This is a genomic window from Gemmobacter sp. LW-1, assembly GCF_001303875.1.
Classification (GTDB): Bacteria; Pseudomonadota; Alphaproteobacteria; order Rhodobacterales; family Rhodobacteraceae; genus Gemmobacter; species Gemmobacter caeni.
Window position 1 is genome coordinate 90206 of the sequence record NZ_LJSC01000048.1, and the last position, 12957, is coordinate 103162.

10 protein-coding genes, 1 tRNA gene, 2 rRNA genes and 2 pseudogenes (1 of these 15 running past the window's edge) are annotated in these 12957 nt (G+C 61.1%); 12 read left to right on the forward strand and 3 right to left on the reverse strand.

What is annotated here, in order from left to right; genetic code table 11:
* Window positions 1-165 precede the first annotated feature (165 nt).
* From AO684_RS13905 to AO684_RS22610, 12 genes and pseudogenes are all read left to right on the forward strand, one after another.
* Window positions 166-508: pseudogene (locus AO684_RS13905) on the forward strand (transposase); the annotation flags it as partial.
* Window positions 497-589, forward strand: a pseudogene (locus AO684_RS22605) (integrase core domain-containing protein); the annotation flags it as partial. The pseudogenes AO684_RS13905 and AO684_RS22605, both read left to right, overlap by 12 nt.
* Window positions 590-821: 232 nt before the next feature.
* A complete protein-coding gene (locus tag AO684_RS21355) occupies window positions 822-1235 on the forward strand; it encodes an NlpC/P60 family protein (protein ID WP_152968434.1) in 414 nt (137 codons plus the stop codon).
* A gap of 115 nt (window positions 1236-1350) precedes the next feature.
* Window positions 1351-1683, forward strand: coding sequence for a hypothetical protein (locus tag AO684_RS13910; RefSeq protein WP_054303350.1), 333 nt, complete (start codon window positions 1351-1353; stop codon window positions 1681-1683).
* Between the two features lie 2 nt (window positions 1684-1685).
* Window positions 1686-2369 carry a DUF935 family protein gene (locus tag AO684_RS13915; protein ID WP_082401005.1) on the forward strand — a complete coding sequence of 228 codons (684 nt, stop codon included), beginning with the start codon at window positions 1686-1688 and terminating at the stop codon, window positions 2367-2369.
* A 94-nt stretch (window positions 2370-2463) separates the two neighbouring features.
* Window positions 2464-2994 (forward strand): phage virion morphogenesis protein, encoded by a 531-nt coding sequence (locus tag AO684_RS13920; protein WP_054303351.1) that lies wholly within the window; start codon window positions 2464-2466, stop codon window positions 2992-2994.
* 142 nt (window positions 2995-3136) lie between these two features.
* Window positions 3137-3862: a hypothetical protein gene (locus AO684_RS21620; protein ID WP_152968431.1), complete on the forward strand. Its 726-nt coding sequence runs from the start codon at window positions 3137-3139 to the stop codon at window positions 3860-3862.
* 168 nt (window positions 3863-4030) lie between these two features.
* Window positions 4031-4645, forward strand: a complete 615-nt coding sequence (locus AO684_RS21625; protein WP_152968432.1) for a hypothetical protein — start codon at window positions 4031-4033, stop codon at window positions 4643-4645.
* Window positions 4599-5147 (forward strand): exonuclease SbcCD subunit D C-terminal domain-containing protein, encoded by a 549-nt coding sequence (locus AO684_RS13930; RefSeq protein WP_200907820.1) that lies wholly within the window; start codon window positions 4599-4601, stop codon window positions 5145-5147. The genes AO684_RS21625 and AO684_RS13930 overlap by 47 nt, the downstream gene beginning before the upstream one ends.
* Window positions 5148-5164: 17 nt before the next feature.
* Complete coding sequence (locus AO684_RS13935) at window positions 5165-6973, forward strand: AAA family ATPase (RefSeq protein WP_054303353.1); 1809 nt, start codon at window positions 5165-5167, stop codon at window positions 6971-6973.
* 6 nt (window positions 6974-6979) lie between these two features.
* On the forward strand, window positions 6980-7372 hold the full coding sequence (locus AO684_RS13940) for a hypothetical protein (protein ID WP_152968433.1): 393 nt from the start codon (window positions 6980-6982) through the stop codon (window positions 7370-7372).
* A 792-nt stretch (window positions 7373-8164) separates the two neighbouring features.
* Window positions 8165-9934, forward strand: coding sequence for a recombinase family protein (locus tag AO684_RS22610; RefSeq protein WP_082401009.1), 1770 nt, complete (start codon window positions 8165-8167; stop codon window positions 9932-9934).
* Here the strand turns inward: AO684_RS22610 and AO684_RS13955 are convergent.
* The 3 genes from AO684_RS13955 to AO684_RS13965 all read right to left on the reverse strand — a co-directional run.
* Window positions 9891-9967, reverse strand: a tRNA-Met gene (locus AO684_RS13955). The genes AO684_RS22610 and AO684_RS13955 overlap by 44 nt on opposite strands.
* Before the next feature lie 39 nt (window positions 9968-10006).
* Window positions 10007-10121 (reverse strand): 5S ribosomal RNA (rrf, locus tag AO684_RS13960).
* Between the two features lie 88 nt (window positions 10122-10209).
* Window positions 10210-12957 (reverse strand): 23S ribosomal RNA (locus tag AO684_RS13965) (it continues 85 nt past the right edge of the window).

Below are 12957 nucleotides of genomic sequence, written 5' to 3' on the forward strand. Positions count from 1 at the left end.
AATTCCTGCGGCACCGTGCCGGAGGCGCGAAGCGGTGCGGGCCGTCGGGGCGGCCATTGCCCGGCGGACACCTCGGACGGGCGAAACGCTCTTGCGGCAGGTTGACCTGCCAGGGGATTTTTCTTCCATCTGCGATTAGAGTCCGGCCTCTTGAGAGGACGGATGATGAAGAAGGCACGACTGACGGAAGAGCAGATCATTGGCATCCTTCAGGAGCATGAGGCAGGCGCGAAGTGCGCTGATCTCTGCCGCAAGCGCGGGATGTCGGAAGGCACGTGTCTCAGTGTGGAAGGCGAAATATTCCTGGATGACGGTGTCGGAGGGCCGCCATTATTGCGCCATTGGTCCGAGCGACAATGGCGGCGCGGCTGAAGGCGCTGGAGGATGAGAATGCCAAGTTGAAGAAGCTCCTGGCCGAGCAGATGCCCAACATGGCGGCGATGCGCGAGCTTCTCCAAAAAAAATGGTGACGCCCGCCGTGAAGCGCGAGCCTGTCGCGCATCTGAAGCCGATGCAGAATGGGTTTGTGGAAAGCTTCAACGGCAGGATGCGGGACGAGCTCTTGAACGAAACGCTGTTCCGCAACCTGGCACATGTGTAACGCGACAAAAACATGGGGTTTTTTAAGAGAGTGCGTTGCCCTATCCGTCGCTAGGTGTCGTTACCGTAGCCATCCGTCTTTCCTCAATAAAATAAGGCTCTTGCCGAGGCTATGAGGCTGTGGCGACGTGTCTGGGCGGCTCCGGGGCGGTGATCGCTGTCGCGGCGAAAATACCGGGCCAAACAGGTGGCCAGAGCGTGATCCGCGCCCTCGCTGGCGTCTGCAGGCCAGCCTGCGCGGGGTGGGCTGCGATTGCCTTGGCCTCGCTCGCGGCGTCTGGCGCGAGGTCGTCGGGCGGGAGCCGTTCCCGATCCCGCCTTACAGCCGCGATTGGGGCGAGATCTGCCCGCGCGAGGTGCAGGCCGACGGGGCGCGGGCGATGATGCCGGAGATCGCAGCAGCCGATGCGCCTCCCGGTGCACTGATCCTCTTCCGGATGATGCCGCGCGCTATCACCAAGCATGTCGGGATACTCACCAGCCCCGTCACCTTCCTCCACGCCTATGAACGTCTGGGCGTGATCGAGGAACCGCTGACCTCTGCCTGGCGGCGTCGCGTTCGCCTTCCTTTTCCCTGCTCGTTGAGACCTTCCGATGGCCACGCTCGCCCTTGGCGCTGCGGTTGCAGAAGATGAAGGGCGAGGTCGTCGATCGCGCCCGGGCGACGGCGATGGTCTTCGATCTGGCTCGTCGGGAACGCAACGCTTGGCTCAACTGGCCGCCACGCGTAGCTGCCGATACCGGCTGCAGATGCCGCCGCTGAAGGCGGCCTTCGAGGATGATCACATCGCGCTGATCGCCGACAGCGAGCATGTCTCCGACCTGCGCATGGTGAAACTGATCCGGGGCATCCCCCGCGTGCCCCCCGTCCGCGAGGGCGAGAAGGGCAGGAAGCGCCACGGCGATTATGCCATCGCGCTGGCGCTGGCATATTTTGCCAGCCGCATGCGCTGGGTCGAATACGGCTATGTGCCGGTCCATGACCAGAGGGTCGGCCACAACGGCGGCCCCGCAATGTTCGGGAGCGAAGAGGAGGGCTGGTGGCGCGGGCCGCTCGGCGCCCGGCTTCGCGGGAGTATCTGACCATGGCCCGCAATCTGATCCTGACCGACCGCTGGGGCTATGAGGTGGATCGCGCCAGCCTGACCCGCGATGTCGGGGCGCCGAGCCTGTCGGGCGCGCGCTCGCCGCTGACCTCCTATCCGGGCGACGGGCTGAACCCGCTGCGGCTGGCGCAGATCCTGCGCGCGGCGGATCACGGCGATCCGGTGCGCTATATGGAACTGGCCGAGGTGATCGAGGAACGCGACCCGCATTATCTGGGTGTGATCGGCACCCGGAAGCGGTCGGTCTCGCAACTCGACATCACGGTCGAGGCGGCCTCGGACGATGCCCATGACGGCAAGCTGGCGGATATGGTCCGCGACTGGGTCAAGCGCGACGAACTGCAGCAGGAACTGTTCCATATCCTCGACTGCCTGTCGAAGGGCTATTCCGCCACGGCGATCATCTGGGATCATTCCGAGGGGCAGTATCTGCCGAAGGAGCTGGCCTGGCGCGATCCCCGGATCATCCGGTTTGCCCGTCACGATCTGGCGCGGCCGCTGATGCTGGATGACAGCGGGCGCGAGGTGCCGCTGCCTGCCTTCCGCTTCGTCTTTGCCGATATCCCGGCCAAATCCGGCATGCCGACCGGCCGCCTGGTTGATATCGACCATCTGCGCAGTGATGTCGCGCGGGGTGTCATCCTTGTGGAGGGGCGGCTCTGAGGTCGGGTTGGGGTCGAACCAACATCGATCGGCCGAATGACGGCAAACCCCCCTTACCGGTCGGGCACACGACCTCAGAAAGGCAAATATAGTCATGTTCACGATTGAAATAAAGGATGCGGAGGTCGAGCGGGCGCTGGCCGGGCTACAGGCGCTGCTGTCCGATCTCAGTCAGGTGATGCGCCAGATCGGCGATGCGCTGGTGCAATCCACGCAGGACCGGATGCTGATCGGCCAGAGCCCGGACGGATCGCCCTTCGCCCCGCGCGCGGCCTCGACCCTGAAAGCCTATGAGAAGAAGGGCGGGAAACCCGGCCCCTATCCGCTCTGGCTGGAGGGGGACATGCGACGGGGCATCAACTTCCGGTCCGGCCCCGACTTCGTCTCGGTCGGATCAAATGCCCTGCAGGCTGCGGTCATGCAGTTCGGCGCGAAACAGGGCCAGTTCGGCGCCCGCATGGGCCGGACGAAGCAGAAAGACGGCGGCCCCGCCTCCCGCGACTATTTCCACCACCTGCCCTGGGGCGACATCCCGGCCCGGCCTTTCCTCGGCCTCTCCGACACCGACCGCTCCAACATCCTCGATATCGTCCGCGAGGCCTTCGAGGCGCAGGTGGGAGGGTGATTTGGACCCTCACCTTCAAGGGGTTGGTCATCGCTGCGGGGCGGCTTCTCCGAAGCAGCCTTTCGACACATTGTGCAGCATTTTTGTTTGCCAAAAGACTGTAATGCGGGACAAAGCGTTCATTCGCTGCTGAAGGTAATTGATGAGATACTTGCTCAGCTCCGTGCTCATCGCCCTGTCTACACATACAGCCTATGCCGAAGAACTGCTTCGAGCCGATCAGCCGTGGTGCCCATCGGTTGCAAACTGGCGGGTGCCGGAATGGGGAGATCCAGACTTGGTGCCCGATGGCGGCCTTGTGCGGGTAGGGGCGCGCATATTTCGATCCTGCACCAGCCCGCATAGCTCCTCCGAAGCTCCGCGCATCATTCGGCTGACACTCAATCCCGCGCTGATACCGAAGACTCTGAACCGACACGCGTGGCCGACCCTAACCTTGTCGGATTTGCTGCCAGGCGGTGAATGGCTACCTTCTATGCTGAGGAGTTATGTGGCCGTCGGCACAAGGATGTTCGGTGGCACCATATACAGAGAATATAGGCACCAAGAGAGTGTTAAGGTCGAGCACTCCAACCGCATCTTCGTGTATGAACCCACACTGAACCCAAATCTCGATCCCGAGCCGGATCACGCGATAAGCTGCCCAGACAAGGGTAGAAGTGCAGGACTTAGCGTCACTTGTTTCGTGTTCGTGTTCCACGAGGGCATCCGGGCATCCATAATGATGATCGGTGATGGAGAGGGCTTCCCACCCGTGCCGCGCCACGAGTTTCCCCAGATCGCAAGGGATATGCAGCAGGTGTTGTTTATCGCCGATGTGACGGTACGGATATCGCCCCTCAAAGCTAGCTTGCCCCAATTTAACTGATGCCCGAATGACCGCACCGCCGTATCGATCCGGTCGGTCCAAAGCGGGCACTCGTGACGATTGCAGCCAACGGCAGCTTCAAGCCCTCAGCGGCCATTCGCCCTTACTTGACCGGGGTTGCCAATGTGCCGTACGAGAACTTAGGGTTCGATCAGATCCCGAGAGGGCATGGAGATGCTGAAAAGGCTAGCTTTCGGCTTTCTGGCCTTCGCTTCTGCCGCGCATTCCGAGGAATCCTCTTCCGCCATTGGGCCGGTTCTTATAGGTGGTGACACCCGCTCCGAATGCGAGGCGGCATTGGACATGGCATCCGCAGCCTTTCTTTCGACAAGTCCTGTGCTCACTTGGCCCGTACCGGAGCCGGATGCAGGATTGGCTGCGCTGGTTCTGCGCCGCAAGGATCGCGATATCAGCGGTGGCGATGGAATTTGGGCCGATCCTGAAGTCTTCGAAAGGATGGAAGGGGACGAGCGGTTGCGTATGATCTTCCACTGGCAACGCGAAGCGCAGGACGGTCGGCGTATCCTGGTGGTCGAGACTCCGTTTAGCTGGCGGGGCAGTTTGTATTACCTGTTCATCTTGGACGGGGCGCTTGCCCCAGAGTCCTTTCCGCAAATCTATCGTGATGCCACTCGGGCAAATTTCCGCCCTCCGATGGATGGCCCGCCGATCCCGCTGCCCGTTCTATATCAGGGCAGTTGGGCCACTCCGACGATCCTGCGCGACGCAAGGTCCGGTGTCCTATGTCGCACTCGGCCATTTGCACCGCCCGCAATCGCTTGACGGCGGACGGGTGCGCTATTCCGGCTCTCCCTTCCCGCTTTCCGCCGCCGAGATCGCCTATGACCACGGCGTCACGCTTCTAGATCTGGATGAGGGCTTCGCGCCACGCCACATTCCAATGCCGCGTCCTGTCGCCATGCACCGCCTGCCTCCGCGCGGCACGGCCCCGCTGGCAGAAGTCGCGGCCGCAATGGCGGCACTGAACCTCTCGCCCGATACGCCGCGCAATGCGCAACCCTTCGTTTACCTGTCGCTCCTTGCCGACCGCCCGGTGACGCAGATCCTCGCCGAGGCCGAGGCGTTGATTGAGGCTTTGCCGCTACGCCTCGCGGGGCTCTCGATCATCCGGCCAGAGATTGCCGCAATCCCGGACGCACCGCCGCCCGACCTTTCCGAGACCACGCCCGAAGACCTGTTCATCACCGCCTTCCGGCAAGCACATGGGCAGGATCCGGGCAGCGCCCATCTGGCCGCCTTCCGCGACGCCCTGTCCGAAATCTGATCCCGGAGCTCCCCAAAATGCGCATCCTTTCCATCTCCGGCCAGAATATCGCGAGCCTTGCCCAGCCCTTTTCTGTGGATTTCACCACGGAACCGCTGGCGGGCGCGGGCCTTTTTGCCATCACGGGCGAGACAGGGGCGGGCAAATCCTCGATTCTCGATGCGATGTGCCTGGCGCTTTACGGCGATGCGCCGCGCCTTGCAGGCGGTGCGGCAACAGATGAAGTCCCCGACCCGTCCGGCGACGCAATCAAGGCCCGCGATTCCCGCGCCATACTGCGTCGCGGTGCGGCACAGGGTTGGGCCGAGGTCCGCTTTACCGCCCGTGATGGGCAGGACTACATCGCCCGCTGGCAGGCGCGGCGCGCACGCGACAAGGCAGATGGCCGTTTGCAGAACGTCTCCCGCTCTTTGTCCCGCGCGGCTGACGGCCAGCCGCTTGCCAACCAGCTCTCAGCCGTGAACGAGATGATCGTGACACTGAGCGGCTTCTCCTATGAGGAGTTCCACCGCACGGTCCTTCTGGCGCAGGGTGATTTCGACGCCTTTCTGCGCGCCGATACCAACGACCGCGCCGGCCTCCTGGAAAAGGTCACGGGCACCGGGCTTTACCGCGATGTCTCGATCCGCATCTATGAAGGGCATGACGCGGCCCGGCAGGCCCATGACGCGCTGATCCAGCAGCGGGCGGGCTACCGGCTGCTCTCGGACGAGGACCGCACCGCGATGGAAGCGGAGAACGTGGACCTGACCGAAGCCCATGAGAGCGGCATCACCGCAGCCAAGGCCTTGCAGGCGCAGCTTGACCTGCACACCCGCCACACTGCCGCCCTGCGGCAACTCACGCTGGCCGAGGCCGCAGAGGAACAGGCCATCGCCGATCACACCTCTGCCGCGCCCGAGCGCGGGCACCTGATGCGCATCGACCGCGCCGCCCCCCTGCGGGCTCCATGGCTGGCCGTCCAGACCTCTGAAACCCGGCTTGCAGCGGCGAACATCGCCCTTGTGGGCGCCCGGTCGCTGGCAGCCGAGGCAACGACAAAAACGGCAACGGCCCGACAACAATCGGATCGGGCCGAGGCCGAGTTCACCGCCCGGGAAGCGGAGTTCAAAGCCTTCGGCCCGATCCGGGATCAGGCGGCGGCGCTGGATCAGCAGATCCTGTCTGCGGCAACAGAGGTTGCGGCTGCAGAAGGTCAGGCAACCCGTGCAGCGCAGGAGGCAAGTGCCCTGCACGTCGCGCTCACCACCCTGCAGACCGAAGAAGCCAATCACCGCACAACCCTGACCGAAACGGAAACGGCACTCGCCAGCCTTTCGGCTGATGTGGGTCTGGCCGACATTTGGGGGCAGGTCCGCGCCCAGATCGCGGATCATGCCACGGCCAGAGAGGCACTGACCGCATCAGAAGGCGAAGCCGCCAAGCACACGGAAAAGCTGGCCAGGCTGGCGCAAGAACTGGCAACGCTGACCGCGCAGGACCAGACCGACCGGACCACCGAGGCCGATCTGGCCCGGCAATCGGCTGAACTTGCCACAGCCATCAGCGCGGTTGAGACAGCCCATCCCGCCCGCCGCGCCGGGGATCTCGCTGCGCTGTCCTCGGCTCTGGCCGATATGATCCGCGCCGGGGCAGATCACGCTGCGGCCAGCACCGACCTCGCAAACGCCAGGGCGAGCGGAGAGGCCGCCACAACCCTGCTGGCCACGGCGCAGGGCGATGCCACGCGCGCAACCGACGATCTGGCTCGGGCCGAGGCACAGGTCCCGGTCGCCCTTCTGATCGATGAAGCCTTTCCCGTCGTGGGCATCATGCCGTCCGGCTGAATGTCAGTGGTTGATATCGGCTGGGTTTTGTTCACGGGCGACGCGGACGACATCCCGGCCATCGCGACAGCCTGTAATCTGGGGCAGCAGCGGCTGCTGGACAATTACGCGGCTTATGAGGCGGACCTGACCCGACACATGACAGCACCCCACCTTGATCACATCGGCGGCCTGCCGGTAACGACAGCGCCCGATGGACTGCGGATCGTGCGTATGGACGACATCACGGTGCCGGAAGTTCGCGCAGCGCTTGATCGGCACATCGCAGCGCATGGCCTCAATCTGATCCTCGATCTCGAGGATGACCTGCCGATTTCATCGCCGCCGGACGGATACCTCTATGCAGATCCATGGTGGCGCTGGTGCCGGGTATGGGCCGAACTTCCACCGCGTCAATAGGGGCAAAGAATATCCCTTCGATTTTCGGGGGATTTTCTGAGTCACCTGATCGCATCGTTTTCCGCTTGTTTTGCGGTGAGAGGGTTTGTTCTCTATTCATATTCTTTTGCGCTTATCCCTTGACCGCCTCGCCAGGTGAAGATCTGGAATTGATTTTTCTATTATTTCTTTTCCAAGACAGGGAGATATTTTCCTTCTTCAATATTTTCGGCGGTAATATTTATTCTCATACTTTCGTCTTCTATTTTTCTCCAATTCCTGAATCAGGTCCCATGATTCACGCGACCAGCGATCAGCGCAGCGAATACGACATATAGATTTTCGCATATTTTTGGGTTGTCCACATAATAACAGATCCTGAGCCCATTTTACCTTCCTTTTCCGAATCCGGAGCGCCGCCCATGCCTTATATTAACTGTCAGCACGCTGGGATCGTTCCGGCAAACGTTCAGATCGATATGACCCACGGTGGCCACGACGCTTCCGGAGGGCGGGAGCACTCGGCCTATGGCACGGGAACGGAGAACACATGCGCGCGGGGCGGAGGGGCTGGAAGCGGTTCCTGCGACCGCTGGCGTGTCCGGTCCCGCTCCGCAGCCACGCGGCAAAGGCAAGGCAAAGCCCGCCCAGGATGGGTCACCCGCCATGGCACAAGATCGCGCCCTGTTCCTGCACCTGATCCGCGCGCTTGCGCGAGAGGCCGCGCGGGCCGACGATGTGGATGATTCCACCCGCGCCGGGCCCCGCGCCTGATAGCCCATCCTCGACTGCCCCCCTTCCGGGAGACCTGCCATGACCAAGCCCCCTTTGCGCGTTGCGATCTACGCCCGGTTCTCAACGGACAAACAGCGTGATGCCTCGATCGAACACCAGATCGACTCCTGCCGGGAACTGGCGGCGCGCGAAGGCTGGCACATCAACGGCACCTACCATGACCGCGCGACCTCAGGTGCCAGCATGTTCCGCCCCGGGATCGAGGCGCTTCAGCGCGACGCGAAGCTGGGCAAGTTCGACCTCGTCTTGGCCGAGGCGATGGATCGCCTGTCGCGCAAACTCGCCGATATCGCGAAGTTCCATGAACGGATGGTCCATCAGGGCATCAAGATCCATACCCTGACCGAAGGTGAAGTCACCGATGTGCTGATCAGCATGAAGGGGACGATGAACCAGATCCTGCTGCGCGACATCGCCATCAAGACCCATCGCGGCCAGAAGGGCCGGGTGAAGAAAGGCAAGCTGGCCGGGGGCAATGCCTATGGCTATGACGTGCTGCCCGGGGTGGAGGTGCGGGGCAAAGCCGAACACGGTGACCGCGCGATCAACCGCGTTGAGGCCGAAGTGGTGCGCCGGATCTTCCGCGACTATGCGCAGGGCATGTCGGCGGGCAAGATTGCGGAGGCGCTGAACCTTGAACGCATCCCTGGCCCGCGCGGCGGCTTCTGGGGCACCTCGACCATCCTGGGCAACCGCGACCGCGGCGCGGGCATCCTGAACAACGCGCTCTACGCTGGCCGCCTCGTCTGGAACCGCCTGCACTTCAGCAAGGATCCGGATACCGGCTATAGGAACTCACGGCTGAACCCCGAGGATTGCGTCCTCTCCGTCCCAGTGCCCCATCTGCGGATCATTGATGATGCCCTCTGTGATCAGGTGAAGGCGCGCCAGGGTGCGATGAAGACCAAGAGCACGGATGTGCCGATTTGGGACCGGCGGCGCCCGAAGTTCCCGTTCTCCGGCCTGATGGCTTGCGGCGGCTGCGGCGGCGGGTTCTCGAAGGTGTCAAAAGATGGCTTCGGCTGCTCCACCGCCCGCAAGAAGGGCGCGGCGGCTTGTGACAACATGGCCGTGATCAAACAGGCCGACCTCGAGACCCGGGTGCTTCACGCGCTGGAACATCACCTGATGGACAAAGAGGCGGTGCGCATCTTCTGCGAGGAATATGCCGCCGAGCGCAACCGACTGCAGGCCGCCCGCAGCGCTGGCCGCGCCGATCTTGAGAAGGAACTCGCCCGCGTCAGCACCGAGCACAAAAAGCTGGTCGATGCCATCCTGGCCGGGGTGCCGGCAGACCAGGTGAAGGACCGGATGATCGAGTTGGACGCGCGCCGCAAGGATCTGGAGCGCCAGCTCTCGGCCTCCCCTGCCCCGGACCCGATCCGTATCCATCCCGGCATGGCGAAGACCTACCGCACCCGGATCGGCCAGTTGATCGCGGGCCTCTTCGACGCCGAGCGGATGGACGAGGCGAAGGAGGCGCTGCGAGCACTGATCGAGAAGGTCGAGCTGGTGCCCATCCCCGCCGAAGATAATGGCAATGGCAAACCGGGCCTTTCGATCCACCTTCACGGGGCCTTGGCGAGCCTGTTGCGTCTGGCCTGCGGACTGCCGGTGCATGAGGTCTCAAACGCATCGGCCCAAACGCAAAAAGCCCCGCGGGAAGCGGGGCGTTTGGGATCAAACAGTTTGCACTCAGCGGAGGCTGATTTGCAAGCTTTTGATCTTGTTGGAGAATTAGTTTTGGTTGCGGGGGCAGGATTTGAACCTGCGGCCTTCAGGTTATGAGCCTGACGAGCTACCGGGCTGCTCCACCCCGCGTCCGGGTGTTTTTTGTATCGTTGATGGGGTCTTTTCTAGGTTTGGCGGTGACCTACTCTCCCACGTCTTGAGACGCAGTACCATTGGCGTGTTGGCCCTTAACGGCCGAGTTCGGGATGGGATCGGGTGTTTAGCCAGCGCTATGACCACCAAACCGAGGAAAGACCCGTTTATGAGGAACATCAGGCGCAGTAGCGCTTGTTCAGGTTTTGAGCTTTTGACCAGTCTTGCTGTTACTGGATCAAATCAAGCCTATCGAGCAATTAGTACCGGTCAGCTGAATGCATTGCTGCACTTACACCTCCGGCCTATCGACGTGGTGGTCTTCCACGGCTCTCAAGGGAGACCTTGTTTTGAAGGGGGCTTCCCGCTTAGATGCCTTCAGCGGTTATCCTGTCCGTTCATAGCTACCCAGCACTGCCGTTGGCACGACAACTGGTCCACCAGTGGAACGTTCACCCCGGTCCTCTCGTACTAGGGGCAACTCTTCTCAAGTCTCCTACACCCACGGCAGATAGGGACCGAACTGTCTCACGACGTTCTAAACCCAGCTCACGTACCTCTTTAAATGGCGAACAGCCATACCCTTGGGACCTGCTCCAGCCCCAGGATGAGATGAGCCGACATCGAGGTGCCAAACGATGCCGTCGATATGGACTCTTGGGCATCATCAGCCTGTTATCCCCAGAGTACCTTTTATCCGTTGAGCGATGGCCCTCCCACTTGGGACCACCGGATCACTATGGCCGACTTTCGTCTCTGCTCGACTTGTCAGTCTTGCAGTCAGGCTGGCTTCTGCCATTGCACTCAACGAGCGATTTCCGACCGCTCTGAGCCAACCTTCGCGCGCCTCCGTTACGATTTGGGAGGCGACCGCCCCAGTCAAACTCCCCACCATGCATGGTCCCGGACCCGGATGACGGGCCGCGGTTAGACATCAAGAGTGCGAAGGGTGGTATCTCAAGGGAGGCTCCACAGAAACTGGCGTCTCTGCTTCGATGCCTACCACCTATCCTGCACATCACAATCCTGATGCCAGTGCAAAGCTGGAGTAAAGGTTCATGGGGTCTTTCCGTCTAACCGCGGGAAGTGTGCATCTTGACACACAGTTCAATTTCGCTGAGTCCACATCAGAGACAGCGGGGAGATCGTTACGCCATTCGTGCAGGTCGGAACTTACCCGACAAGGAATTTCGCTACCTTAGGACCGTTATAGTTACGGCCGCCGTTTACTGGGGCTTCAATTCAGAGCTTGCACCCCTCCTTTTAACCTTCCAGCACCGGGCAGGCGTCAGACTGTATACGTCGCCTTACGGCTTCGCACAGCCCTGTGTTTTAAGTAAACAGTCGCCACCCCCTGGTTTGTGCCCCCCTCCCATGCTTGCGCACAAGAGGGGCTCCCTTCTCGCGAACTTACGGGAGCATTTTGCCGAGTTCCTTTGATGTGGTTCTCTCAAGCGCCTTGGTATTCTCTACCAGTCCACCTGTGTCGGTTTGGGGTACGGTCTGATGGAGGGCTATTTCCAGGAACCGCTCAGCAGCCCGGTCAATCCGATAAGACCGAACTACACCTGCGATCCGTCACATCCTCCTGGCCCACGAATATTAACGTGGTTCCCATCGACTACGCCTTTCGGCCTCGCCTTAGGGGCCGGCTTACCCTGCTCAGATTAGCTTTAAGCAGGAACCCTTGGACTTTCGGCGACAGGGTCTCTCACCCTGTTTGTCGCTACTCATGTCAACATTCTCGCTTCTGATCTCTCCACCGGATGCCTTACGGCCCGGCTTCACAGAAAGCTCCTTGCCTCCATGGCACCCCGAAGGGCACACAAGAGGCATTGAGCTATATCACAGAACGCTCCGCTACCACGCGTATTGCTACGCATCCTGAGCTTCGGCTCGTGGCTTGAGCCCCGTTACATCTTCGCCGCAGGACATCTTGACTAGACCAGTGAGCTGTTACGCTATCTTTAAAGGATGGCTGCTTCTAAGCCAACCTCCTGGTTGTTTTGGACGTCCCACATGCTTTCCCACTTAGCCACGAATTAGGGGCCTTAGCTGCAGGTCAGGGTTGTTTCCCTCTTCACGACGGACGTTAGCACCCGCCGTGTGTCTCCCGGATAGTACTCTCGGGTATTCGGAGTTTGCTTAGGCTCAGTAAGTCTGTGGGACCCCATCACCCATGCAGTGCTCTACCCCCCGAGGTATTCGTCCGAGGCGCTACCTAAATAGCTTTCGCGGAGAACCAGCTATCTCCAGGTTTGATTGGCCTTTCACCCCTAGCCACAAGTCATCCAGACCCTTTTCAACGGGTGTTGGTTCGGACCTCCAGTACGTGTTACCGTACCTTCATCCTGCTCATGGCTAGATCACCTGGTTTCGGGTCTGATCCAACGAACTCATGCGCCCTTTTAAGACTCGCTTTCGCTGCGCCTACACCTATCGGCTTAAGCTTGCTCGTTAGACCAAGTCGTTGACCCATTATACAAAAGGTACGCCGTCAGGGCTTATGCCCCTCCGACTGCTTGTAAGCGTCCGGTTTCAGGTACTGTTTCACTCCCCTCGTCGGGGTGCTTTTCACCTTTCCCTCACGGTACTGGTTCGCTATCGGTCAGCAAGGAGTACTTAGCCTTCGGGGGTGGTCCCCCGATCTTCAGACAGGATTTCACGTGTCCCGCCCTACTTAATATGTCCCGTGGAGCTTCCTGTACGGGGCTGTCACCCGCTATGGCCTGCCTTTCCAGACAGTTCCAGTCACTCTTCCAGGCTCGGCTGGTCCGCGTTCGCTCGCCACTACTAACGGAGTCTCTGTTGATTTCCTTTCCTCCGGGTACTTAGATGTTTCAGTTCCCCGGGTTCGCTCTAAAACCCCTATGTATTCAGGGTTAAAGTACCTGGCTCACCCCATTATTGATAGCGAAGCTAACAATAACAGAATGTCAGGTGGGTTCCCCCATTCGGAGATCCATGGATCAAAGCCTATTCCCGGC

What these genes read in the sequence shown, in the direction of transcription:
- AO684_RS13910 (WP_054303350.1), top strand. Translation starts at nt 1,351, where the DNA reads ATGCCGCCGCTGAAGGCGGCCTTCGAGGATGATCACATCGCGCTGATC.
- AO684_RS13915 (WP_082401005.1), top strand. Translation starts at nt 1,686, where the DNA reads ATGGCCCGCAATCTGATCCTGACCGACCGCTGGGGCTATGAGGTGGAT.
- AO684_RS13920 (WP_054303351.1), top strand. Translation starts at nt 2,464, where the DNA reads ATGTTCACGATTGAAATAAAGGATGCGGAGGTCGAGCGGGCGCTGGCC.
- AO684_RS21620 (WP_152968431.1), top strand. Translation starts at nt 3,137, where the DNA reads ATGAGATACTTGCTCAGCTCCGTGCTCATCGCCCTGTCTACACATACA.
- AO684_RS21625 (WP_152968432.1), top strand. Translation starts at nt 4,031, where the DNA reads ATGGAGATGCTGAAAAGGCTAGCTTTCGGCTTTCTGGCCTTCGCTTCT.
- AO684_RS13935 (WP_054303353.1), top strand. Translation starts at nt 5,165, where the DNA reads ATGCGCATCCTTTCCATCTCCGGCCAGAATATCGCGAGCCTTGCCCAG.
- AO684_RS22610 (WP_082401009.1), top strand. Translation starts at nt 8,165, where the DNA reads ATGACCAAGCCCCCTTTGCGCGTTGCGATCTACGCCCGGTTCTCAACG.